Below are 25,303 nucleotides of genomic sequence, written 5' to 3' on the forward strand. Positions count from 1 at the left end.
CGCATCAGTTCAGCATATTCGAGTTAAAAGTAATATTCATCATGCAACGATGTAGTCGAGAAAATTTTATTAACTAGGAAAAGGTAAACAGAAATGAAAGTTATTGTTATTGGAGCAAGCGGTACAATAGGAAAAGCAATCTCGGAAGAATTAGAAAAAAATCACGAAGTCATTCGTGCCGGAAGGAATGGCTTAGACGTTGTAGTTGATATCACTTCCGTTGATAGTATTAAGAGTATGTATGAAAAAACTGGAAAGGTTGATGCTGTAATCAGTGCAACAGGTAGCGCACATTTTGGATCAGTTTCAAAATTAACTCCAGAGTTAAACGAAATAGGAATAAACAGTAAACTCAAAGGCCAAATTAACTTAGTACTGTTAGGGATGGACTATATTAACGATGGCGGAAGTTTTACTTTAACAACTGGAATTATGATGGATGATCCTATTATTCAAGGAGCATCAGCAGCGATGGCTAATGGTGGTGTCAAAGCATTTGTAAAATCTGCGGCAATTGAAATGCCAAGGGGAATTCGCATAAATAGCGTTAGCCCTAATGTCTTACAGGAATCATTGGATAAATACGGTGAGTTTTTCCCAGGTTTCAATGCTGTTCCTGCTAGCCGTGTAGCACTTGCTTTTAAAAAAAGCGTCGACGGCGCTCAAACCGGACAAAACTACGAAGTTTATTAATTTAGAGAAAAGAATCACCCGTCTGGCAAAACGTGTATCTGAAACTGACGGTCACTGATGACGTGCTGATCGTATCCTTCAAAGAGTTATGAATAGGAGCTATGAACATGAAATGCCCTGTTTGCGGTGCAGCGGAACTTATCCATGACACCCGCGAGCGGCCCTATACTTACAAGAGCGAAACCACAATCATTTCTGCGGTAACAGGCGACTTCTGCCCTGCCTGTGCCGAATCTATTTTGGATGCTGTGGAATCGGAACGTGTCATGTGCGAAATGCGGACATTCTCGAAGCAAGTCAACGCGGCCATAGTCGATCTTAAGTTCATTGCCAGAGTACGTAAGAAGCTCGCGCTTGATCAGCGGGAAGCTTCTGAAATTTTCGGCGGTGGTATCAATGCTTTCTCGCGCTATGAAAACGGCAAGACCAAGCCATCTCTAGCTTTGGTGAAGTTGTTTAAAGTGTTGGATCGTCACCCCGATTTACTCTCTGAGGTCAGGATGATGTGATTCTTTCTATTCGTTCTATTGGACTCCAACTTCTTATTAATAGGTCTATCCTCAAACAACACGACTGAAATCGAAATCGGTTTATACCCTTCATCTTTCAAGCTGCTGCTTTGTTGGCTGCTTTCACTCACCCCAGTCACATAGTTATCTATGCTCCTGGGGATTCGTTCACTTGCCGCCGCGCTGCAACTCGAAATCTATTAGGTATATCTATCAACTTCGCATTCGACAAAACCAGCGCATTTCCATACGCTCAATATATACCCTATGTATGGAATGCTAGAACAAATAAAAAAATGGCTTCAATTGTGATCTCACGTCAGTTACGAAACAAAGGATCACAATGAAGCCAATGAACACTATCAGCCGGAAAAACCGGCTGACACCATTTACTTACACCGCGGTACTTATCCTAACTGCTTACGAGCATTACGGAAAAGTCGCATCCACGGGCCATCTTCGCTCCACTCCTTTGGATGCCAAGAGTTATTCACCGTGCGGGATACCCTTTCTGGATGCGGCATCATCACGGTTGCTCGACCATCAAAGCTGGTAACTGCGGTAATACCATTCACTGAACCATTCGGGTTAGCTGGATAGTTTTCCGTAATCTGACCATAGTTATTCACATAACGCAAAGCCACTAACTGGTTGCTTTCAAGCATCTCAAGATGCTGTCTATCACGGAATTCTACTTGCCCTTCCCCATGAGAAACCGCAATCGGTATACGAGAACCTATCATATCTTGCAAGAACAACGACGGGCTGTCAGTAATTTCCACCAAACTGAATCGTGCTTCAAAGCGCTCTGAACGGTTACGTACAAAACGCGGCCAATGTTCTGCGCCTGGAATCAATTCCCGCAAGTTAGACATCATCTGGCAACCATTACAAACACCAAGCGACAACGTATCAGGTCGTGTAAAGAAAGCGGCAAATTCATCACGAACCCGTTCATTAAACAAAATTGATTTCGCCCAACCTTCACCTGCTCCCAATACGTCGCCATACGAGAAACCACCACAGGCAACCAGTGTCTGGAATTGGCTCAATCCAATACGCCCAGACAACAAATCACTCATATGAACATCAATCGCCTCAAAACCTGCTCGGTGAAACGCCGCGGCCATTTCAACATGGGAGTTAACGCCCTGTTCACGCAGTACAGCCACTTTCGGCCTTACCTGCCGCAAAATGTAAGGCGCTGCAATATCTTCTGAAATATCAAAGGTCAGTTTTACATTCAGTCCAGGGTCTTGATTATCCTGTTTAGCCTGATGTTCCTGATCTGCACACTCCGGGTTATCGCGCAGACGCTGCATTTGCCATGTGGTTTCTGCCCACCATAAACGCAAGGTACTGCGATTCTGGCGATATACTTCAGTGTTGCCACTAAAGATAACAAAATCATCACCTGCTTTGGCTTTCCCCAGATAATGTACGCAATCGGCCAGACCCTGTTCTGCCAAAACGTTTTCAACAAATCCTCTATCCGATGCTCGAATCTGAACTACAGCGCCCAACTCTTCTGTAAAGAGCGCAGCCAGAATATCTTCATCAAACACACTGATATCAGCTTCAATACCACAATGCCCGGCAAAAGCCATTTCAGCCAACGTGACCAATAAACCACCATCAGAGCGATCGTGATAAGCCAGTAATTTTTGTTCCGCAATCAGTTGCTGAATCGCATTGAAGAAACCAGCCAATTGCTCAGCACTACGTACATCCGCGGTTTTATTACCCAGTTGACGGTAAACTTGTGCTAATGCGGTACCGCCCAGTGTGTTTTTTCCTTGCCCCAGATCGATTAATAACAATGCATTATCTTCATCGGTGGAAAGCTCCGGCGTTACTGTACGACGTACATCTTCCATTCTGGCAAAAGCGGTAATCACCAGCGACAAAGGCGCCGTTATCTCACGCTCTTCACCTTGTTCATGCCAGCGGGTTTTCATCGACATGGAATCTTTACCCACCGGAATAGTCAGCCCTAGCACAGGACATAACTCCTCACCCACTGCTTTAACCGCCGCATACAAACCGGCATCCTCACCGGGATGGCCCGCAGCGGACATCCAGTTCGCTGAAAGTTTAATGCGCTTTAAATCCTGAACATAAGCAGAAGCGATATTGGTCAAAGCTTCACCGACTGCCATTCGGGCGGAAGCAGCAAAATCCAACAAAGCGACCGGCGCACGTTCCCCCATAGACATCGCTTCGCCATAGTAGCTATCAAGGCTGGCGGTGGTGACAGCGCAGTCCGCAACCGGGATCTGCCACGGACCCACCATTTGATCACGGGAAACCATGCCAGTGACAGAGCGATCGCCTATCGTTATCAGGAAGGTTTTTTCTGCCACCGCCGGCAAATGCATAATGCGCTTAACGGCTTCTGCCAGATCGATATCCCGGCGTTCAAGGCTTTCGCCTCCGGCTTTTAATGTACTGACATTACGCAACATTTTTGGCGTTTTACCTAGCAGTACATCCAGAGGCATATCGATTGGCTGGTTATCAAAGTGTTCATCATTAAGCAGTAAATGACGTTCTTCTGTTGCCTCGCCGATAATGGCATAAGGCGCACGCTCACGCCGACAAATCTCTTCAAACAGCGGAAGTTGTTCCGGCGCGACCGCCAGTACGTAACGCTCTTGTGATTCGTTACACCAGACTTCCAGCGGACTCATCCCCGGCTCATCATTAAGAATTTTGCGCAGCTCAAACCGTCCACCGCGACCACCGTCACTGACCAGTTCAGGCATGGCATTGGAAAGCCCACCTGCACCAACATCATGAATGAACAGAATCGGGTTGTTTTCACCTAACTGCCAACAGCGATCGATCACTTCCTGACAACGGCGCTCCATTTCCGGGTTATCCCGTTGAACCGAAGCAAAATCCAGATCAGCATCGGATTGCCCCGACGCCATAGAAGATGCAGCCCCACCACCCAATCCAATGTTCATGGACGGGCCACCGAGCACAATCAGTTTTGCGCCAACAGAAATTTCACCCTTTTTGACATGTTCATCTCGGATATTACCCATCCCGCCTGCCAGCATGATGGGCTTGTGATAACCACGTAATTCGCTGCCGTTATGGCTGTTGACTTTTTCTTCATAGGTACGGAAATAACCCAACAACGCCGGACGACCAAATTCATTATTAAACGCCGCGCCCCCTAAAGGGCCTTCCATCATGATATCCAGAGCACTGACAATACGCTCCGGTTTACCGAAATCCTCTTCCCACGGCTGTTCAAAACCCGGTATCCGCAGATTAGATACTGAAAATCCCACCAGACCCGCTTTTGGCTTAGCGCCACGCCCGGTCGCCCCTTCGTCGCGAATTTCACCACCAGAACCTGTCGATGCGCCCGGCCAAGGAGAAATCGCAGTCGGGTGATTATGCGTCTCCACTTTCATCAGAATATGGGCCTGCTCCTGATGGTAATCATATGAACCGTTTTCCGCACTGGCGAAGAAACGGCCGACAGAAGATCCCTCCATCACAGCAGCGTTATCTTTATAGGCTGACAGAACATAATCAGGTGTCTGCTCATAGGTGTTTTTAATCATTTTGAACAATGATTTTGACTGTGCCTCACCATCAATAATCCAGTCAGCATTAAAGATTTTATGGCGGCAATGTTCAGAGTTAGCCTGAGCAAACATATAAAGTTCAACATCTGTTGGATTGCGGCCTAATTTCTGGAAAGCCTCCATCAGATAATCAATTTCATCCGAAGCCAACGCCAATCCAAGCTCCGTATTGGCTTGCTCCAACGCGCCGCGTCCTGCTTGCAGAATATCAATGCGTTTTAACGGAACAGGTTGTTGACGAGAAAACAATTTTTCCGCCTGTTCCAATTGAGTAAAGACCGTTTCCATCATCCGATCATGCAACAGTGATGACAATATTTGCCACTGTGCATCACTCATTTCACCACTTTGGATGTAATAAGCCAGGCCGCGCTCCAGACGCACAACCTGGGACAGACCACAATTGTGAGCAATATCGGTTGCTTTGGAAGACCACGGTGAAATCGTTCCCGGACGAGGCGTCACTAACAGTAACGTACCTTGGGGTTCATGTTCAGCCAGCGAAGGTCCATATTTTAATAATTGTTGTAACTTTGCTGAATCAACATCACTCAAAGGTGCATTAATCTCTGCGAAATGAACATATTCGGCATAAATATCATTGACCGGAAGTTGCTGTTCTTGGCACACAGAAAGGAGCTTAGTGATACGAAATGCAGATAAAGCAGGTGAACCACGTAGAATTTTCATAGTAATCAATTCTCTCATCTTAGAAGCAAAGCTTAATAGATGTCTAAGGGGAAATGAGTACATTATAGAGGATTGTCACCCATGACGAAACCGTTTGCGTGACGATTATTACCGCCAATTGTCCTTTGTCCAAGTCATGTAAATAGTATCAATTAGGTTGCACAGCCGGTTTTTGTTCCGCAAAATGCTCAGTCACTGGAAATTTAACCATAATAAAATAGCGCGTTTCCGCATAGCACCACACCGCGTTACACCGAGATAACATATTGAATAATATAAAAATAAATTATTTCGTTATCATTGTTATCGCTCTTTTTTCTGCCGCCATCATCAGTCTGAACATCAGTTGGCCGAATAAACAGCAGGAGCAGATTAACAGGATCATGACCAGAGGAGAGCTACGGATCAGCACCATTAGCTCACCTCTGATCCACCTTACCAGTAAGAAAGAACCAAATGGATTCGATTACGAACTGGCACAACGCTTTGCTGATTATCTTGGCGTCAAATTGGAAATCAAATTCAGAAAAAATATCAATCAGTTATTCGACGACCTAGAAAATGGCGACGCTGATCTTCTGGCCGCCGGCTTGACCTATCATCAAGAAAGGCTGGCTCAAACCCGCGCAGGTCCGGCTTACTATTCTGTATCCCAACAACTGATTTATCGCAAAGGAACTCCACGCCCTCGCTCTTTTAAAGAGTTAAAAGGTAAACTGCTGGTCGCTTCCGGTTCTGCTCATGCCAGCACATTGAAAAAGCTAAAAACAGATAATTTCCCTGAGCTTGAATGGGAGGAAACACAACAATATAACACTCGCGAACTACTGGAACAGGTATCAGAAGGTAAACTGGATTATACGTTAGGTGACTCGATTAATGTCGCGTTACAACAACGTACTCACCCTAATCTGGCCGTCGCTTTTGATGTGAGCGAAGATAACCCGCTGACATGGTATTTAAAACGCATTGACGACTACAGCCTTTACGCTGCCATGCTGGATTTTTTTAGCCAGCTAACGGAAAAAAATGTCATGCCCCGATTGGAGGAGAAATATTTTGGTCACGTCCACTCATTTGACTATTTCGATACACTCTCTTTTCTCAGCGCCATTGATAATATCCTGCCCATCTATCGGCCACTATTTGAAAAATATTCCGGTGATATCAGTTGGCAATTACTCGCTGCCATTGCCTGGCAAGAGTCACATTGGGACCCACTGGCAACCTCACCCACGGGTGTACGTGGCCTGATGATGTTAACCAGCCAGACCGCTAAAGGGTTAGGCGTCGTTGATCGCCTTGATCCAGAGGAGAGTATTAAGGGCGGCGCAATCTATCTGCAAAATCTAATGAAACGATTACCTGAAAATATTCCTAAAGATGAGCGTATCTGGTTTGCACTGGCTGCTTACAATATGGGTTATGGACATATGTTAGATGCCCGTAAACTGACGGCATCACAAAAAGGAAATCCTGATAGCTGGCTTGATGTCAAAAAACGGCTCCCGCTATTAAGTCAGAAAAAATATTATACAAATACCGCCTATGGTTATGCCCGTGGACATGAAGCATATCGCTATATTGAAAATATTCGCCGTTATCAGCTTAGTTTAGTCGGATATTTACAAGCCAAAGAAAATCGAAAAAAACTAATTTCCCAAGAAAACCAACCAAAATAAAAGTAAACAAATATAAGGCTCTAAGGAGTCAATTACAGCCATTATATATCCTCAGTTATATTATGTTTGACAACTAATCCAACTAACCATACTAAATTCGTCAAGACACTATCTCTCCCAAAGGATAAATCATGATTAATTTAGATATTAACGAACAAAACAAAATTATGGTTGTCAGCAGCCATGTATTTAGTCCGACGACTGCGAATGGTCGTGCTTTTACAGAGTTAATCGAAGCATTAAAAAAGAACAATTTCGCTGTTATCCTAGCTGCTACATTCCAAGATGGCATAGCCACAGTTTCTTCTGATTCTTCACTATGCTGTATTTTTGTTGATTGGACTTCAGGAGATAATAACTACGAATCTCATAAACAAGTCTTAGAATTACTGAAAGAAATACGCAAACACAATACAACCATTCCGGTATTGTTGACCGCGGAATATTCCAGCATCGACACGCTGACACTTGAAGTCATGGGATTGGCAGATGAATTTGTCTGGATGCTTGAAGATACGGCTGGATTTATCGCTTCTCGCGCCGGTTCGCTAATTAAGAAATATCACGCTCAATTATTACCTCCTTTCACTCGTGCATTACTGCAATATACCCAAGAATCACCAGAATATTCCTGGACTGCCCCCGGACATCAAGGCGGTGTCGCACTGACTAAGACGGCGGCAGGAAGAGAATTAATTAATTTCTTTGGGGAAAATCTATTCCGAAGTGATATTGGAATAGAAAGAAAAATACTTGGCTCACTGCTAGATCATACCGGTGCTATTAAAGAGTCAGAAGAATATGCCGCAACGATTTTTGGCGCCCATCAAAGCTATTGCGTTCTTAACGGTACTTCGGGTTCTAACCGTATTATCATGGGCGCCATTATTGGTGAGAAAGAGATTGTTATATGCGATCGCAATTGCCATAAATCTATTGGACAAGGTTTAATCATGACCGGAGCTTTGCCCGTATATCTTATTCCCCAACGCAACCGCTATGGTATTATTGGTCCCATTCCCAGAGATCAATTTCAACCAGAATATATCCAACAACTCATTAATAAACACCCACTAAAAGAGTGCGCAGTAGACAATAAGCCTGTTTATGCGGTCATCACCAACTGTACTTACGATGGAATATGTTATCACGCAGAACAAGCACAAGATTTACTCGCAAAAAGTGTTGATCAAATTCACTTTGATGAAGCTTGGTTTGCTTATGCTCGTTTTAATCCTATGTATAAACATCGTTACTCAATGCGTGATGACCCAAATGATTTTAACAATAATGGCCCGACAATATTTGCCACTCAATCCACGCATAAGATGTTGGCGGCGCTATCACAATCATCGTATATCCATATCCGCAATGGTAAAAAACCCGTTGAACATTCCCGTTTCAACGAGTCTTATATGATGCACGCCACAACTTCACCGCTATATTCGCTTATCGCCACTAATGAAATTGCAGCGGCCATGATGGATGGTCCGCAGGGGCAAAGATTGATACAAAACGCTATCAATGAAGCCGTAGACTTCCGTCTGACATTAGCAAAAATCCATCATCAATTTAAACAAAAAGATGATTGGTTCTTCTTACCCTGGAATGCCAGAGAAATTATCAGCGCAGACAGCGGTAAATTAATTCCCTTCCATGAAGCAAACAGAGAACAATTGGCAACGGACCCTTCTTGTTGGGTATTAAAAGAGGGAGAAAAATGGCATGGGTTTACCAATCTATCAGAAGAATGGTGCCTGCTAGATCCAACGAAAGTTGGTATTTTATGCCCAGGAATGAATGACAATGATGAATTGCTGGAAAATGGCATTCCAGCCGAAATTCTTTCCGCTTATCTCAGTCAGCATGATATTGTGCCAGCACGTACCACCGATTTTATTGTTCTTTGCCTGTTCTCTATCGGAGTTACCAAAGGTAAATGGGGAACATTGATCAATGTATTATTGAATTTCAAGAAACACTATGACGCAAATACTTCACTGAAACAATGTTTACCAAAACTCGCGAAGCAATACCCTGAATATTATGAAAATATGGGGCTAAAAGATATTTCGGATAAAATATTTGGGTATATAAAAAAATATGAAATGGATATTGAGCAAAAGAAATCATTTAGCCAACTACCTGAGATAGTTAAACTCCCCCGACAAGCACACCTTGATCATATGGGAGGCCGTACTGAACATTTACCACTTAATGAACTGGCAGGGCGCATATCGGCTGTTAGTGTCATTCCTTATCCACCAGGTATACCAATCATCCTACCGGGAGAACGTTTCGGTGATGAACATGCCCCCCGGTTACAATATATTCGCCAGATAGGTGAATGGAATAACAAGTTCCCAGGCTTTGAAAAAATTCTGGAAGGCGCAGAGATGATAAACGGCGAGTACCATATATGGGTACTAAAAGAGTGAATCAAGAATGCCTATTGATTGTCTTCCTGCTGTTTCCTGGCGGCTTTTAATGCTTTATGTTGTTGCCGACGTTGTTTGAAAAAAGCGCTCAACATCGTCGAACATTCCTCAGCAAGCACACCGCTGGTAATATCAATTTGATGATTCATGCCAGGATGGCGCAATATATCAACCAAAGAACCTACGGCGCCAGTTTTCATATCACTGGCGCCATAAACCAACCGCTGTATTCGGCTATGTATCATAGCACCGGCGCACATAGTGCAAGGCTCAAGCGTGACGTATAAGGTGGTATTTATTAAACGATAATTGTGTAACTGTTCTCCCCCTTTGCGTAACGCAATAATTTCGGCATGAGCGGTAGGATCATGCGCGATAATAGACTGATTCCAACCTTCCGAGATGATTTTATTATCAGCAACCAATATAGCACCAACAGGTATTTCCCCCTGCTCCCACGCCTTTATTGCTCGTTCGATGGCCTGCTGCATCCAATATTCATCACTATATATTTCAGTCACTACGGTATCCCATTTGATTACATCAGGGACAATTATAACGATTTATTTTACTTGTTTTCCAGATATATTTTCTTATTAATCCATTGGGAATATACACCCGAGATTATTTTATATATTTATTGCTGATAAAACACCCAAAAAATTAACAACCAAATATATAATGCAATTCTATCTTATGACATTTTTATATTTCCTTTAAATCAATTAAAATCCGATTGCAAGATATTGTCCAACTACATAGGCATCAGCAGATAATTTGATTTCATTTCCAAGATAATCGAAAGTTTTACCAGCTACCCAAGCGTTAAAATTATTCAATGTTCCGTTGGGTAATGCAGCCATTGGAAGTGCCCACCCACCACCATCTGTCATAAAAACCCGCAAGCACCTATAACAGCAATGAAAAATATAATTAAAGCGAAATCATAAGAATCAGAGATAAAAATTATACATATAAATTTTTTATTTTTCCTGCCACACCTTTTATCTCAACCTCCAATATAAATCTTTCCATATATAAACCATCAAAGATAGTTAGTAGAAACAAAACATTAATACCTTAGGTATATTTTCGATTAAAAATATTGACTATTTATTACTACCAATTACATATAAATAATTAACATCTTAAATTATAAATTAACGGACACTATCTTTACAACAACTCAAGGTATGGTCTATAAATACATAACCTAATTTGAGGAAAGTATATGAGTCTCAAAAATGATTTTAAGGATTTCTCTACTAGCAATAATGCTAATGTAGTAAATCAAGAAAAATACGAAAAAATCCTGAGTTTGTATTCCGGGTTTCTACCAGATAATGTCCCCACTCATTTATTAAATAAGGTATTACGTCGATCGTCAACAATAGTCTCTGTTGTGGCTAATTTCATCACGACACAATCTGGTGATCGTGTTCTCGATAATCGCGATATCACTAAACTCAACACTCAATTAAATAGAGAGTTAGAACAAAAAATCATAACTAAAATTTCCAATTACGCATTGGAAAAATCAAAAAATATTGCAGATATTCCTAATAAAAATGTACTTGTGAAAAACCGAAGCTTATTGGAAAAGTTAATTCCGGTAGGTGTATCACCTCTTTGGCCGACTGACATACCACCAAATGGTGGGTGAAATATAATGGAACGATCTTCGATAAAACTTTATATCTAAAATTAGCGGAAGTTTATCTTAGTGGCGGATGACCGATATAGGGGCATCAAAGCCACATAACCTAGCGTTTAACTATATGATGAGGGCAGCATAATGAGCACGTTGGTACTTGACGAAATCCCGGTAGGAATACCACTTCCCTGGCCGGCTGACATACCACCAAGTGGGTGGGTGAAATGCAATGGAGCAATCTTTGATCAAACTTTATATCCAAAATTAGCGCAAGCTTATCCTACTGGTAGATTACCTGATTTACGGGGTGAATTTATCCGGGGCTGGGATGATGGGCGTGGAGTGGATATTGGTCGATATCTATTATCCGGGCAACTGGCAGACATTGCTCCACATAGTCACAGGGTTGTCCGGATGTGGTCCAACTCAAATGGTGGAACCGACGGAGTGGGTGCAGCAGGCCGTATTCTCAATAGTATCTACCAGAACGTTAACTACGGCATTGATCCTCGTGGAATAGGCATCGCTATCGGAATGGGATCTGGTGGTTACGGTTATATGGATAATGCGATTGCCGCCTCAACGGGAATAGAAACACGTCCACGAAACGTGGCATTTAATTACATTGTGAGGATTGCATGATGAATAAGGCTGTACTGGATAAAAATAATATTGCCATCAGTGCCGGAAGTATCGTTGTATTTAATTACGATGCAATTACGCTGGAATATTTAAACAGTTCTGATGAGTACCTTCCCGTTGGTATCGGCCTTCCTGCCAACTCTTGCACAGATGCACCACCTGAAACCCAAGAGGGATATATCGCCTGTCGTTCACCTGATTTAACCGGCTGGCAAATAGTACCAGATTATCGAGGGAAAATAGCTTACAACACCCAAACTGGGGAACAGAAGGAAATCATTGAACCGGGTGAATTACCAAAAACGCTGACATTCAAACAACCAAGCACCGATTTTGATAAGTGGGATGGCGAAAAATGGGCAACAGATATTGAAGCTCAAAAAGCCAATCAGATGAAACAGGCAGAACAACACCGTGTCATTCTTCGCCAACAAGCTAATGAAGCCATCATTTTATTACAATATGCTATTGAGACTGAGATGGCCTCAGACGCAGAGAAAGCATTATTACTTGCCTGGAAGAAGTATGTGGTATTACTGAGCCGTGTTGATACCTCAATGGTTTCAGATATTGAGTGGCCACAAATACCAGAATAATACAATTATCAAGACCGGGCATTATTCTATCCCAAATCTTTTTTCAGTGATAATAATGACTATTTTGACCGGCTGATTTCCTATGCTTTTGGCGTCTCAATCCGGTCAAATATGATTTATAATTAGAATTATGGGCTGCATGGCAGCCCTTTTTTTATTTTATTTTTCAGGAGATAACATCTATATCTATGGAAAAAACATAAAAAAATATAATAACCTAACCAATAGATAAAATAATAATACTTTCGTAGCTGCTATTTTTACACCCTGTATTTTAATAAAACTTGTGAAAACCATTATTAAAATTACCGGAAGAAATAAGATAAAATAATTTTCAGATATAAAACATAAACATCTTGAATATGCTTTCGATTACAATATGTTAAACAATTTATTGTCATCAGTCATACATAAATAATCAATCGCTTAAGTTATAATATAATCTTATTATCCTCTTTTTGGAGTAGACTATAATTGAAATCAATCTCAAAAAATTACCTATACTATAACTCAACATGCTAATTATAACAGAACATTATTTTATTTAAGGAAAGTGTATATGAGTCCCAAGAATGATTTTAAAGCTTTTTCTATTAATAATAATGCCAACATAGTGAGTCAACAAGAATATGAAAAAAGTCAGAACTTACAAACCGGGTTTCCACCAGAAGATATTACTACTCATGTGTTAAATAAAGCATTACGTCAATCATCAACAATAGCCTCAGCCGTGGCTGATTTTATCGCGACACAATCTGGCGATGATGTTCTGGATGATGGAGATATTGTTAAACTCATCACACAATTAAATAGAGCATTAGAACAAAAAATTATCACTAAAATTTCCAGCTCCGCCTTAGAGAAAGCAAAAAATGGCGCAGATATTCCTAATAAAAATGCATTTATGAAAAACTTAGGTTTACATGAAGCTGCAAAACGGGAAATAGGAACTGGCGTTAATCAGGTGCCAGATATGTCGTTTTTCAACGCAAATCTAAGTTCTACTGGTTGGCAAAAATTACCTTCGGGTTTAATTGAAATGTGGGGGTTTGTACTAGTTCACGGCTATGGTTCTATGGAGGCCGGGTATTTAAATAGTTTCCCAATACCATTTCCGAACGCATGTTTAAATATTGTGTTAGCTAACGGTGGTTATAACCCTCAAGACTCCGGAATATGTTCAGTACACGTAGTAGATCGGAGTCAATTCCGATGTTATAGAAGCCCTACTAATCATCCTACGCCTGTTGGCGCGTATTTTAGGGCGATAGGATATTAATTTAATAAAAATCAACTTGCCATGATCATTTAATTAATATGGCAAAAAATCATGACCGATAAAACCATGCATTCAGCGCATTAAATAAGGAATCACTTTTATAATAATTCAATATATTATCTATAAAGTTTATCACTTAATTTAAGGAGTATACTATGAGTCCTAAAAATGATTTTAAGGCTTTCTCTATTAGTCATAACGCCAATGTAGCAAGCCAAGAAAAATATGAAGAGAGTCAAAATTTGAAGACTGGGTTTGAACCCGATGGTATTACCACCCATATATTAAATAAAGCATTACGTCAATCATCCACGATATCCTCTGTAGTCGCTAATTTTATCGCGACACAATCTGGTAATGATGTTCTGGATGACGGAAATATAGAGAAACTCAACGCTCAATTAAATAATGCTCTGGAACAGAAAATGGCACCAAAGGTTCCCGATGCCTCATTAACTCAGAAAGGTATTGTTCAGCTTACCGATGTGGTTGGTAATAGTAATTCACTCGCTGCAACTCAGAAGCTTGTTTCTGATGTAAATGATAATGCTAACAATAAATTAGCCAAAAACCAAAATGGGGCAGATATTCCCAATAAAAACGAGTTTGTGAAAAATCTCGATTTGCTGGAAACCGTCAATTTGGCGAAAAACGCTGTACCGAATAGCAGGAAAATTAATGGTAAGGTGTTGACTGGAGATATCAATTTAGGGGCTGGTGATGTAGGGGCATTTAGGCTTGGATTAACAGGAAAATATTCTGTTGATAACCAGGTCCCGTGGAACATAGATTCAGGGTCATATGACTTACTGAATTCGAAATTTAGTGATCATGTTGTTCACTTCTATAATGGAGTTGGGAGTTGTCCGGCTTTTCAGTTGAAAGTGCATTACAAAAACGGGGGGATTGCTTATCGCTCGGCGCGCGATAATTATGGATTTGAAGAAGATTGGACTAATATTTATACAACAAAAAACAAACCTACCGTAAATGAACTTGGTTTATCAGACACCGTAACATTGGCAAGAAACGCGGTTCCTAATAACAGGAAAATTAACGGCAAAGTATTGGTTGAAGACATCAATCTGGAAGCCGGAGATGTCGGAGCATATTCACGTTCGGAAGCTGACAAGCGATATCAAAGGAAAGGCCCTAATCAGGGGTGGCAAAAAATAGGCGCCGGTGGAGATAGCGGAAGTAGCATATTACTGAGTCAGGACATACGAGGAAGATGTATATTTTTACGTACTGGTAGCCCAGGTATATTTTTACCTTTACAAATGCCTCCAATCGATAATATTTTGGTTGGCGTCGGATATGGTTCAAGAGGATGGCTGGTTGTGCATTCGTCAGATGCAGGACTAAGGTTATCTATAGTAAACAAAGATGATTGCCCTGATATTACAGAAATTTATATTGCTGATTAGAATTATGGGCTGCATGGCAGCCCTTTTCCCATTTTGTCTTTTTAGGTGATAATTCACCCCCTAATTGATAGGGATATTTACTTATATTTATCGAACAAACAAAAAAATATAACAATTCAATCAACAGACAAAATAATACCACTTTCGTAACCGTTATTCTGACACCATCTATTTTAATAAAACTTGTTAAAACTGTTTGAAAATTGACAAAATAGAAAAGACTAAATAATCTCCAAATGTAAAATAAAAAATTTTAATATATGCTTTCTATTACAAAATATTAAACAATTTATTATCACCAGCCACACATTATTAATCAATCAATTGATTAATAATGAAATCTTATTATCTGATTTTTGTCGTAGACTATGATTGAAATTACTTTCGACAAATCACCTATACTATAACTCAATGTGTTAATTACAAAAGAATATTATTTACTTAAAGGATATATGTATGAGCCATAAGAATGATTTTAAAGCATTTTCTATTAGCAATAATGCTAATGTAGTAAGCCAAGAAAGATACGAAGAAAGTCAAAATTTACAAACTGGATTTCCTCCAGAAAATATTACCACTCATATATTAAATAAGGCATTACGCCAATCTTCCACAATATCATCTGTTGTAGCTGACTTTATTTCGACAGAGTCTAACAGTGATGTTTTGGATGACGGTAATATAGCCAAACTCACTGCACAATTAAATAAAGCGTTAGAACAAAAAATTACAACAAAAATTCCCGATGCATCATTAACACAGAAAGGTATTGTTCAGCTTACAAATGTGGTTGGCAATAGCAATACACTGGCTGCAACTCAGAAGCTCGTCTCCGATATAAATAATAACGCCAATAACAGACTAGAAAAAACGCAAAACGGTGCCGATATCCCCAATAAAAATGCATTTGTGAAAAACTTAGGTTTAAATGAAGCGGCAAAACGTGAAGTGGGAACTGGAATTAATCAAATTCCAGATATGTCATCTTTCACCTCAAGCTTGGTTCAGAGTGGTTGGCAAAAATTACCTTCAGGTTTAATTGAAATGTGGGGAATAGCACGAGTTTCTGCCGGAGGAAGACCTGATCTCGGATATATTAATAACTTTCCAATACCATTCCCAAATAAATGTTTTAACATCACGTTAACTCACAATGATTGGGACCCGAGAGCAGCAGGAATATTCGGCGCATCCGTCGTAAATCAGAGTCAGTTCAAATGTTATAGGGGTCTAGGTGACAGTCAATCTTTTGTTTATACTTATTTCAGAGCAATAGGATATTAATTAAAAACAATTAATTTACCATGATGATTATTTAATTAAAATTGGCAAAAAATCATGAACAATAAAAACTATGTATTTAGTGCATTAAATAAATCGTTTTATCCACTATTATTACAACAGAATTATATTGAATCTGGCTCATGGCCAAATGATCCTTTACCTGTAACCGATGATATATTCAATGAATTTTCGGGCATCCCACCTATAGGAAAAATACTTTCCTCTGGCGAAAATGGTCTCCCTTGTTGGGAAGATATCCCACCACCAACAAAAGAGGAATTGATATTTATAGCGGAAAGCCAAAAAACACAATTTATATCTCTGGCAAATGAAAAAATAACTCCACTTTCTGATGCAGTAGAACTTGATATAGCAACAGACGAAGAGATGCTATTACTCAAAGAATGGAAAAAATACCGAGTAATGCTTAACCGGGTTGACACTTCAAACGCACCAGAAATTGACTGGCCAATTAAGCCATTATCGTAATTAACAAAAAGACCAGGATTCAAACAGAACCTGGTCTTAATTATTTTATTATTGCTAATGCTACAATGATAAACATTCTGTCATCATAAAATTCATTCTCCGTCAATATTTTTTAACTCATGCGACATTAGTTACATTACCCATCATCGAAACTTAATTTCCAGAACAAACCTTTCAATATGGAAATTGTTTAAAATGGTTTCCATAAGATAAAATTAATCATTTCGATATGTTTTCAATTGAAATATATTGAGTTATTTATTACTTAAAACATACGAAAAATAATTAACCTTATAAGATATAAAGATATTTAATTATTTCTTCTCATCTCTATACTATGAGCGTTGATAAATTACCTCTACAATAATTTAAGATATTATCTATAAAACTCACCATTGAACTTCAGGAAAATATATATGAATCCCAAAAATGATTTTAAAGCGTTTTCTATTGGTAATAACGCTAATGTAGTGAGCCAAACAATATATGAAGGAGAGCAAAGTTTAAAGACTGGGTTTCCCCCAGGAAATATTACCACTCATATATTAAATAAGGCATTACGTCAGTCGTCAACTATATCCTCTGTCGTAGCTGATTTTATCGCGACAGAATCCGGCGATGATGTTCTGGATGATGGTGATATCGCTAAATTAATCATTCAATTAAATAGAGCATTAGAAAGAAAAATTATCACTAAAATTTCCAACTCTGCATTGGAAAAAGTACAAAATGGCGCAGATATTTATGATAAAAATGCGTTTGTGAAAAATTTAGGTTTAAATGAAGCTGCAAAACGGGAAGTGGGAACTAGAATTAATCAGATTCCAGATATGTCGTTTTTCACCGCAAACTTAGCTCAGGCTGGCTGGCAAAAATTACCTTCAGGTTTAATTGAAATGTGGGGAATTGCACTAGTTAACGGTAGTTTATCTACTAACGCCGGGTATTTAAATTATTTTCCAATACCATTCCCGAATAAATGTTTAAATATCACATTAACTCACTCTGGCCATACTCCTGAAGCAGCCGGGATATTCTCAGTAATGATAGAAAATCAGAGCCAGTTTCGATGTTTTAGAAGTCCTACCGGTTTAGATGCTGATGTTATAGCATTTTTTAGAGCAATAGGGTATTAATTTTATAAAGCATGACCGATTAACCCATTATCGTAATTAATTAATAAAAGGCCGGCATTAAGACAAAACCCGGCCTCAATCATTTTATGAATGAAACAACCTGAAACTCATTGCATCGAATGTAACAGAGTGGCTATCATCGCCGATGTGAAAAACAAAAGATGCTATTATGTAGCGCTAGACTTATATCGTGCTAGACTTCGTTTTTCCATGTAATTTATACTGTGTAGCAATATAACCAGTGTGTAATAGAACGGAATAAGAACCGGCGATAACACACTGAATATAAAGTAAAGAAAAAGTTAATTTATTGAAATGTCGTTATTAATCAAAAAAAGCTGTATCAATTGTGATATGTGTGAACCCGAATGTCCCAATCAGGCGATATCGATGGGAGATGAAATTTATGAGATTGATGCCGACCGTTGCACCGAATGCATCGGTCATTACGATGCTCCAACCTGTCAATCAGTCTGTCCGATAAATAATACTATTATTACCGATCCAGACCGACAAGAAACAGAAGAACAACTGTGGGATAAATTTGTATTACTTCATCATGCAGATAAAATCTGAAATCAACGCTCAAGGATAACGGTCGCACAGGCATAGCGGCGCTCATCAGCCAATGTCACATGCAAAGAGGTCGCCCCCAATTGCTGAGCCAACGCCGCCGCCGCACCATAGAGCCGCAAAATCGGTTTTCCCAGTGCATCATTGACCACTTCAAACTGGTTAAATGCCAGCCCATTACGGATACCCGTTCCCAGTGCCTTCGCTGCGGCTTCTTTTACCGCAAAACGCTTAGCCAAAAAACGAACCGGTTTTTCATGTTGTTGATATTGTTCCCATTCTAATTCACTGAGAATGCGTTTTGCCAAGCGCTCGCCTGAGCGCTCGACAACCCCTTCAATACGGGCAATTTCAACAATATCTGTACCTAACCCAATAATAGCCATTAACGGCGAGCTTTCCGCATTTGGGTTTTCATATCCGCCACCGCAGCCGTCAAACCACTGAATACCGCACGTCCAATAATGGCATGACCAATATTCAACTCATAAATTTCCGGCAGAGCGGCAATACGTTGTACATTATGATATGTCAGCCCATGACCCGCATTAACCGTTAGACCTTTATTCGCTGCATAAGTCGCAGCTTCTTTAATGCGATGGAACTCTTTTTCCTGTTCTACTTCATTTTTTGCATCGGCATAAGCACCTGTATGAATTTCAATGAAAGGGGCGCCAACTTCACTAGCCGCATCAATTTGTCGATGTTCCGCATCAATAAATAACGAGACAAGAATACCCGCATCAGATAGACGCTTAACCGCCGCAGCAACCTTATCTTTCTGACCAATAACATCTAAGCCCCCTTCTGTTGTCACTTCCTGCCGTTTTTCAGGCACCAAACAGCAAAATTCAGGTTTAATACGACAGGCAATATCCACCATTTCATCTGTCACGGCCATTTCAAGGTTCATCCGGGTCTGGATGGTTTTCTTCAACAATTCTACATCCCGATCGGTAATATGACGGCGATCTTCACGCAAATGAATGGTAATACCATCGGCTCCCGCTTGTTCCGCAACAAAAGCCGCTTGAACCGGATCAGGATAATTGGTACCGCGGGCATTGCGCACCGTCGCAATATGATCGATATTAACGCCTAATAATACTTCAGCCATATTTATCTCCTGTATACCCGTCATCTTTCAAGTTGCTTCTTTGTTGGCTGCACTCTCTCACCCCGGTCACATAGTTATCTATGCTCCCGGGGATTCGCTCCCTTGCCGCCGCGATGCATCTTGAAATCCATAGGGTATAGTCATATTAGAATATGACAAGTTTACACTTTCCATCTTGAAGAGAAACAAATTCATTAATTTTCTTTCTTTTGTGGCTTCTGATGTACAAACTGCCGAAATAATTCACGACTTTTTAAAGGTTTGCCACCCAGATAAGGTTTTAATGCAATACGTGTGAAACGCTTTGCTGCCTTTAATGTCGCAGAATCAGGGAATTCACGAGTCGCCAGTGATTTTAATTCGCGCCCGGTAAAACTGTAATGATCAACAACCAAGCTAGCGATAAATCCTTTTTCTTCTCTATAACGGTAGGTCATCGTGTCGGCGACAGGTTCACCACTGCCCGCACAATGAAGATAATCAACGCCATAACCAAGATTTGCCAGCAACGCTAGTTCAAACCGACGTAATGCATATTCCGGTGTATATTCACTGGCGGCAAGAATCTGCAAACATTGCAGATAATCAAAGAATAAGGCGGGATAAGCCGTTCCCTGTTCAAGCACTCTTGACAACAATTCATTGATATATAAGCCGCTGTACAACACACTGCCGGTAAGAGGAAGGGCCAGGGAGATAGGATCTGCATCGCGCAGCGTTTTAATTGCCCCCCGCCCACTCCAACGAACCAGCAATGGGGTAAAGGGCTGCAAGCAGCCTTTTAAATTGGAACGACGGCTACGCGCACCTTTTGCCAACACGCTAATTCGCCCTTCATTTTCAGTGAATAGATCCAGTAACAGACTCGTTTCACTGTAAGGACGCCCATGAAGAACAAAAACACGTTGCCAACCGTCCACAGGGATGCCTTATTTCAAATCATCAACGTAACCCAAGCTACGTAACGCTCGCTCATCATCAGCCCAACCCGCTTTAACTTTAACCCACAGTTCTAAGTGGATTTTTACATCAAACAGCCTTTCCATATCCTGACGGGCTTCAATACCAATGGTCTTGATTTTACTACCTTTATTACCAATAACCATTTTCTTCTGGCCTTCACGCTCAACCAGAATTAAGCCGTGGATATTGTAACCACCGCGTTCATTCGCCACGAACTGCTCAATTTCAACCGTGACAGAATATGGCAATTCATCACCAAGAAAACGCATAAGCTTTTCTCGGATGATTTCAGAAGCCATAAACCGCTGAGAACGGTCAGTAATATAATCTTCCGGGAAATGGTGAGTCGCTTTCGGTATATATCCGCGCACAATTTTGGCAATCGTATCAACATTCATGCCTTTTTCAGCGCTCATCGGGACAACATCAAGAAAACTCATCTGTTTACTGATAAAACCAATATGTGGCAACAAACTGGTTTTATCCGTTACGTTATCCACTTTATTGATAGCCAGTAAAACCGGACAACGCAGATTACGCAGTTTGTTCAGTACCATTTCGTCATCCGGGGTCCAATGAGTCCCTTCGACAACAAAAATAACCAACTCCACATCACCGATAGAACTGCTGGCCGCCCGGTTCATCAACCGGTTAATCGCCCGTTTTTCTTCAATATGTAATCCCGGCGTATCCACATAAATAGTCTGATAAGCCCCTTCCGTATGGATACCCATAATACGGTGACGGGTCGTTTGCGGCTTACGAGAAGTAATAGATACTTTTTGACCTAAAAGCTGATTCAGCAACGTGGATTTCCCCACATTAGGCCGTCCAACTATTGCAACAAATCCGCAATAGGTTTCTTGTTCGCTCATTCAAGCTCCAGTTGTTTTAATGCTTGCTCAGCCGCTGCCTGTTCCGCTTTGCGACGGCTAGAGCCTGTTCCTTTAACTGGCAGTTCGATACCACTCACTTGACAGTGAATAGTAAATTCTTGGTCGTGAGCTTCACCACGAACCATAACAACCAGATATGACGGCAGAGGCAGATGATGCCCCTGCAAATATTCCTGTAAACGGGTTTTCGGATCTTTCTGTTTGTCGCCAGGACTGATTTCATTCAAGCGGGTTTCGTACCATCTCAGGATAATTCTTTCAATAGTCTGAATATCACTATCAAGGAAAATCGCACCAATCAATGCTTCAACGGTATCAGCCAGTATTGATTCACGACGGTAGCCGCCGCTTTTCAGTTCCCCCGGCCCTAAACGAAGGCATTCACCTAATTCAAATTCCCTTGCTAATTCAGCCAGTGTATTACCACGCACCAATGTGGCGCGCATGCGGCTCATATCCCCCTCATCAACACGAGGAAAACGATGATACAACGCATTGGCAATAACAAAACTCAGGATTGAGTCACCAAGAAATTCCAGCCGCTCATTATGTTTACTGCTGGCACTACGATGAGTTAACGCTTGTATCAGCAGATCATGCTGCTCAAAAGTGTACCCCAGCTTACGCTGCAATCTGTTAATTACGATGGGATTCATGTGCTACCAATATCGGTCAGAATTCGTCAAATAAAAACGCACACGCAACAGACCTGTTACAGAAACCCCTGACAAAACTGTTGCGTTTGCACTGGCCCCTTATAGGAGCCAGTCATTAAGTTTGAAAGGACATTCTACACTGTGAGTAAAATTAATGCTTCGCTAATATAAAAATATTAATTAATTCCACCAATACGGCTGAAGCGAACTCCGGTAGGCCATTCCCCTTCCTGTTTTTCAAAACTCATCCAGATGGCGGAAGCTCGACCAACTAGATTCTTCTCAGGGACAAAACCCCATACACGGCTATCAGCGCTATTATCACGGTTATCACCCATCATAAAATAGTGGCCTTCGGGCACAATCCACATTCCCTCTGGCAAGCCAGGTTGACGGAAATTAGGCACCGATAGTACACCTGGAATCTCCAAAATATGGTGAGTTGCCGCGCCCAAATTTTCAATCCGTTCACCCTGCCGCATACTGTAAGGCGGCAACGTTTCTTCAACGGGGATTTGGAAAACACCTACCTTCTTCAGACTTTCACCCTTGGAATCGACACCATACTGCTGCATTGTCCACTCACTTGGGAATAGTGAACCGTAAGAAACCGGTAATTCTTCCTGACAATTCCCTGTTTTGCTGCAATTAGAAAAAATACGCAGCTCTTTCTTTGCCGGATCATAAATAATTTTATCGCCCGGTAAACCAATCACCCGTTTGATGTAGTCAAAACTGGGGTCCAACGGGTATTTAAATACGGCAACATCACCACGCTTTGGTTCGCCGGTCTTAATCAATGTTGTTTGAGTGATAGGATCTTTCAGTCCGTATGAATATTTTTCCACCAGAATGAAATCACCAATCAATAAAGTTGGCATCATGGAACCCGATGGAATCTGAAAAGGCTCATAAACAAAAGAGCGCAGAATCAGAACCACGGCTAACACAGGAAAAATAGATGAACAAGTATCTACCCATGTCGGCTTGTTAATAGTCTCAGCCAGATGCTCCTGATCCATTGTACCTTCTGTCAACTCTTGCAATCTGGCAAGTTTTTTCTTGCGCGCTGGTGCCCATTTGAAACGATCAATACACCAAATAATGCCGGTGACTAACGTTGCCAACGTTAGGATCAGGGCAAAAGTGTTAGCCATTTAGACTCCTTACAAGCTTATTAATTGTCTTTACCAACATGAAGAATGGCTAAGAAAGCTTCCTGTGGTAACTCAACGTTACCCACTTGTTTCATACGCTTCTTACCCTCTTTCTGTTTCTGCAATAGCTTTTTCTTACGGCTGACGTCACCACCATAACACTTCGCCAAGACGTTTTTACGCAATTGCTTCACTGTTGAGCGAGCAATAATATGATTACCAATCGCAGCCTGAATTGCGATATCGAACTGCTGACGAGGAATAAGTTCTTTCATCTTCTCCACCAGCTCCCGGCCACGGTACTGCGCATTACCACGGTGAGTAATCAACGCCAATGCATCAACTCGTTCACCGTTAATCAATACATCCACACGAACCATATCAGATGACTGGAAACGAGTGAAATTATAATCCAGTGAAGCATAACCGCGAGAGGTAGATTTCAATCGATCGAAGAAGTCCAAAACCACTTCTGCCATCGGTATTTCGTAAGTCAGCGCAACCTGTTTACCGTGGTAAACCATGTTGGTTTGCACCCCGCGTTTCTCAACACATAAAGTAATGACATTCCCCAAGTACTCCTGAGGCAACAACATATGGCACTCAGCAATTGGTTCACGCAGCTCTTCAATATTATTCAGCGGTGGTAGTTTAGAGGGGCTATCCACATAGACAATATCGCGGCTAGTTGTCTCCACTTCATACACAACCGTTGGCGCCGTGGTAATAAGGTCGAGATCATATTCACGTTCCAGGCGTTCTTGAATAATCTCCATATGCAACAGACCAAGGAAACCGCAGCGGAAACCAAAACCCAATGCAGAAGAACTTTCTGGCTCATAAAATAGTGAAGCGTCATTCAGACTCAATTTACCTAGTGCATCACGGAACGCTTCATAGTCATCAGAACTAACAGGGAACAGCCCTGCATAAACTTGCGGCTTCACTTTTTTAAAGCCCGGAAGTGGTTTTTCCGCAGGTTGACGGGCCAATGTCAAGGTATCCCCGACAGGCGCGCCAAGAATGTCTTTAATTGCACAAACTAACCAGCCCACTTCGCCACAATCTAATACATCACGATCAACACGCTTAGGGGTGAAAATGCCAAGGCGATCGGCGTTATATACCTGACCGGTACTCATCACCTTGATTTTATCACCCTTACGTAAAGTGCCGTTTTTAATCCGCACCAAGGAGACAACACCAAGGTAATTATCAAACCATGAGTCAATGATAAGAGCCTGTAATGGCGCATCAGGATCGCCTTCCGGCGCGGGAATCTCTTTAACCAAGCGCTCAATGACATCTTGTACGCCGACACCCGTTTTGGCTGAACAACGCACTGCATCAGTAGCATCAATACCGACGATATCTTCGATCTCTTCCGCTACACGCTCAGGCTCTGCCGCCGGCAAATCGATTTTGTTCAGAACAGGAACAACTTCTAGATCCATATCCAACGCGGTATAACAGTTAGCCAGCGTCTGGGCTTCCACTCCCTGTCCCGCGTCAACCACCAGCAACGCCCCTTCGCAGGCAGCTAGTGAGCGGGAAACTTCATATGAGAAATCAACATGCCCCGGCGTATCGATAAAGTTTAATTGATAGAGTTGCCCATCATTCGCCTTGTAATCCAAGGTAACACTTTGGGCCTTAATGGTGATACCACGCTCACGCTCAAGATCCATTGAATCCAGCACTTGTTCTGCCATCTCACGATCTGTTAAGCCGCCACAAATTTGAATAATACGGTCAGATAACGTCGACTTACCGTGGTCAATGTGAGCAATAATGGAGAAATTTCGTATTTGCTTCAT

General features: G+C 41.3%; 23 protein-coding genes. 13 read left to right on the plus strand and 10 right to left on the minus strand.

Annotation, left to right across the window (positions count from 1 at the left end; all coding sequences use genetic code 11):
* Positions 1-93: 93 nt before the first annotated feature.
* Together BA1DRAFT_RS07915 and BA1DRAFT_RS07920 are read left to right on the plus strand one after the other, a co-directional pair.
* Positions 94-693 (plus strand): short chain dehydrogenase, encoded by a 600-nt coding sequence (locus tag BA1DRAFT_RS07915; protein WP_036777766.1) that lies wholly within the window; start codon positions 94-96, stop codon positions 691-693.
* 107 nt (positions 694-800) lie between these two features.
* Positions 801-1,202, plus strand: a complete 402-nt coding sequence (locus BA1DRAFT_RS07920; protein WP_036777769.1) for a type II toxin-antitoxin system MqsA family antitoxin — start codon at positions 801-803, stop codon at positions 1,200-1,202.
* Between the two features lie 407 nt (positions 1,203-1,609).
* Here the strand turns inward: BA1DRAFT_RS07920 and purL are convergent, their stop codons facing one another.
* Positions 1,610-5,497 carry a phosphoribosylformylglycinamidine synthase gene (gene purL, locus BA1DRAFT_RS07925; protein WP_036777771.1) on the minus strand — a complete coding sequence of 1,296 codons (3,888 nt, stop codon included), beginning with the start codon at positions 5,495-5,497 and terminating at the stop codon, positions 1,610-1,612.
* A gap of 266 nt (positions 5,498-5,763) precedes the next feature.
* Here purL and mltF point away from each other — a divergent pair, with 266 nt between their 5' ends.
* Together mltF and BA1DRAFT_RS07935 are read left to right on the plus strand one after the other, a co-directional pair.
* On the plus strand, positions 5,764-7,179 hold the full coding sequence (gene mltF, locus BA1DRAFT_RS07930; protein ID WP_051560709.1) for a membrane-bound lytic murein transglycosylase MltF: 1,416 nt from the start codon (positions 5,764-5,766) through the stop codon (positions 7,177-7,179).
* A 131-nt stretch (positions 7,180-7,310) separates the two neighbouring features.
* Positions 7,311-9,617: an Orn/Lys/Arg family decarboxylase gene (locus BA1DRAFT_RS07935; protein ID WP_036777773.1), complete on the plus strand. Its 2,307-nt coding sequence runs from the start codon at positions 7,311-7,313 to the stop codon at positions 9,615-9,617.
* A gap of 11 nt (positions 9,618-9,628) precedes the next feature.
* On the opposite strand, the gene tadA is transcribed toward BA1DRAFT_RS07935, so the two are convergent.
* Together tadA and BA1DRAFT_RS23490 are read right to left on the minus strand one after the other, a co-directional pair.
* Positions 9,629-10,138 carry a tRNA adenosine(34) deaminase TadA gene (tadA, locus tag BA1DRAFT_RS07940; protein ID WP_036777775.1) on the minus strand — a complete coding sequence of 170 codons (510 nt, stop codon included), beginning with the start codon at positions 10,136-10,138 and terminating at the stop codon, positions 9,629-9,631.
* Between the two features lie 204 nt (positions 10,139-10,342).
* Positions 10,343-10,510, minus strand: coding sequence for a hypothetical protein (locus tag BA1DRAFT_RS23490; RefSeq protein WP_160169994.1), 168 nt, complete (start codon positions 10,508-10,510; stop codon positions 10,343-10,345).
* A gap of 338 nt (positions 10,511-10,848) precedes the next feature.
* Here BA1DRAFT_RS23490 and BA1DRAFT_RS23740 point away from each other — a divergent pair, with 338 nt between their 5' ends.
* The 9 genes from BA1DRAFT_RS23740 (at position 10,849) to BA1DRAFT_RS07985 (ending at position 18,700) form a co-directional block, all read left to right on the plus strand.
* Complete coding sequence (locus tag BA1DRAFT_RS23740) at positions 10,849-11,280, plus strand: hypothetical protein (protein WP_051560711.1); 432 nt, start codon at positions 10,849-10,851, stop codon at positions 11,278-11,280.
* 132 nt (positions 11,281-11,412) lie between these two features.
* Positions 11,413-11,913: a phage tail protein gene (locus BA1DRAFT_RS07950; RefSeq protein WP_036777777.1), complete on the plus strand. Its 501-nt coding sequence runs from the start codon at positions 11,413-11,415 to the stop codon at positions 11,911-11,913.
* Positions 11,910-12,509 carry a tail fiber assembly protein gene (locus tag BA1DRAFT_RS07955; protein WP_036777779.1) on the plus strand — a complete coding sequence of 200 codons (600 nt, stop codon included), beginning with the start codon at positions 11,910-11,912 and terminating at the stop codon, positions 12,507-12,509. Before BA1DRAFT_RS07950 ends, BA1DRAFT_RS07955 begins: the two co-directional genes overlap by 4 nt.
* 559 nt (positions 12,510-13,068) lie before the next feature.
* Positions 13,069-13,788, plus strand: a complete 720-nt coding sequence (locus BA1DRAFT_RS07960) for a gp53-like domain-containing protein (protein ID WP_036777782.1) — start codon at positions 13,069-13,071, stop codon at positions 13,786-13,788.
* A 155-nt stretch (positions 13,789-13,943) separates the two neighbouring features.
* Positions 13,944-15,215 carry a phage tail protein gene (locus BA1DRAFT_RS23995; protein ID WP_235200996.1) on the plus strand — a complete coding sequence of 424 codons (1,272 nt, stop codon included), beginning with the start codon at positions 13,944-13,946 and terminating at the stop codon, positions 15,213-15,215.
* Positions 15,216-15,671: 456 nt separating this feature from the next.
* Positions 15,672-16,499 carry a phage tail protein gene (locus BA1DRAFT_RS07970; protein ID WP_036777785.1) on the plus strand — a complete coding sequence of 276 codons (828 nt, stop codon included), beginning with the start codon at positions 15,672-15,674 and terminating at the stop codon, positions 16,497-16,499.
* Positions 16,500-16,553: 54 nt separating this feature from the next.
* Positions 16,554-16,988 carry a tail fiber assembly protein gene (locus BA1DRAFT_RS07975; RefSeq protein WP_036777787.1) on the plus strand — a complete coding sequence of 145 codons (435 nt, stop codon included), beginning with the start codon at positions 16,554-16,556 and terminating at the stop codon, positions 16,986-16,988.
* Positions 16,989-17,404: 416 nt separating this feature from the next.
* A complete protein-coding gene (locus BA1DRAFT_RS07980) occupies positions 17,405-18,124 on the plus strand; it encodes a gp53-like domain-containing protein (protein ID WP_036777790.1) in 720 nt (239 codons plus the stop codon).
* A gap of 315 nt (positions 18,125-18,439) precedes the next feature.
* Positions 18,440-18,700, plus strand: a complete 261-nt coding sequence (locus BA1DRAFT_RS07985; RefSeq protein WP_036777793.1) for a YfhL family 4Fe-4S dicluster ferredoxin — start codon at positions 18,440-18,442, stop codon at positions 18,698-18,700.
* Between the two features lie 2 nt (positions 18,701-18,702).
* Here the strand turns inward: BA1DRAFT_RS07985 and acpS are convergent, their stop codons facing one another.
* The 7 genes from acpS to lepA all read right to left on the minus strand — a co-directional run bounded on the left by acpS (position 18,703) and on the right by lepA (position 25,303).
* Complete coding sequence (gene acpS / locus BA1DRAFT_RS07990) at positions 18,703-19,083, minus strand: holo-ACP synthase (protein WP_011147524.1); 381 nt, start codon at positions 19,081-19,083, stop codon at positions 18,703-18,705.
* Positions 19,083-19,814, minus strand: coding sequence for a pyridoxine 5'-phosphate synthase (gene pdxJ, locus BA1DRAFT_RS07995; RefSeq protein ID WP_036777795.1), 732 nt, complete (start codon positions 19,812-19,814; stop codon positions 19,083-19,085). Before pdxJ ends, acpS begins: the two co-directional genes overlap by 1 nt.
* A gap of 194 nt (positions 19,815-20,008) precedes the next feature.
* A complete protein-coding gene (gene recO / locus BA1DRAFT_RS08000; RefSeq protein ID WP_036777796.1) occupies positions 20,009-20,734 on the minus strand; it encodes a DNA repair protein RecO in 726 nt (241 codons plus the stop codon).
* Between the two features lie 9 nt (positions 20,735-20,743).
* Positions 20,744-21,652, minus strand: a complete 909-nt coding sequence (gene era, locus BA1DRAFT_RS08005) for a GTPase Era (protein WP_036777798.1) — start codon at positions 21,650-21,652, stop codon at positions 20,744-20,746.
* Positions 21,649-22,329 (minus strand): ribonuclease III, encoded by a 681-nt coding sequence (gene rnc / locus BA1DRAFT_RS08010; RefSeq protein ID WP_036777800.1) that lies wholly within the window; start codon positions 22,327-22,329, stop codon positions 21,649-21,651. Before rnc ends, era begins: the two co-directional genes overlap by 4 nt.
* A gap of 176 nt (positions 22,330-22,505) precedes the next feature.
* Positions 22,506-23,486, minus strand: coding sequence for a signal peptidase I (gene lepB, locus BA1DRAFT_RS08015; protein ID WP_036777802.1), 981 nt, complete (start codon positions 23,484-23,486; stop codon positions 22,506-22,508).
* A gap of 20 nt (positions 23,487-23,506) precedes the next feature.
* Positions 23,507-25,303, minus strand: a complete 1,797-nt coding sequence (lepA, locus tag BA1DRAFT_RS08020; protein WP_036777862.1) for a translation elongation factor 4 — start codon at positions 25,301-25,303, stop codon at positions 23,507-23,509.

The organism is Photorhabdus aegyptia, from assembly GCF_000612035.1.
GTDB classification, from domain to species: Bacteria; Pseudomonadota; Gammaproteobacteria; order Enterobacterales; family Enterobacteriaceae; genus Photorhabdus; species Photorhabdus akhurstii.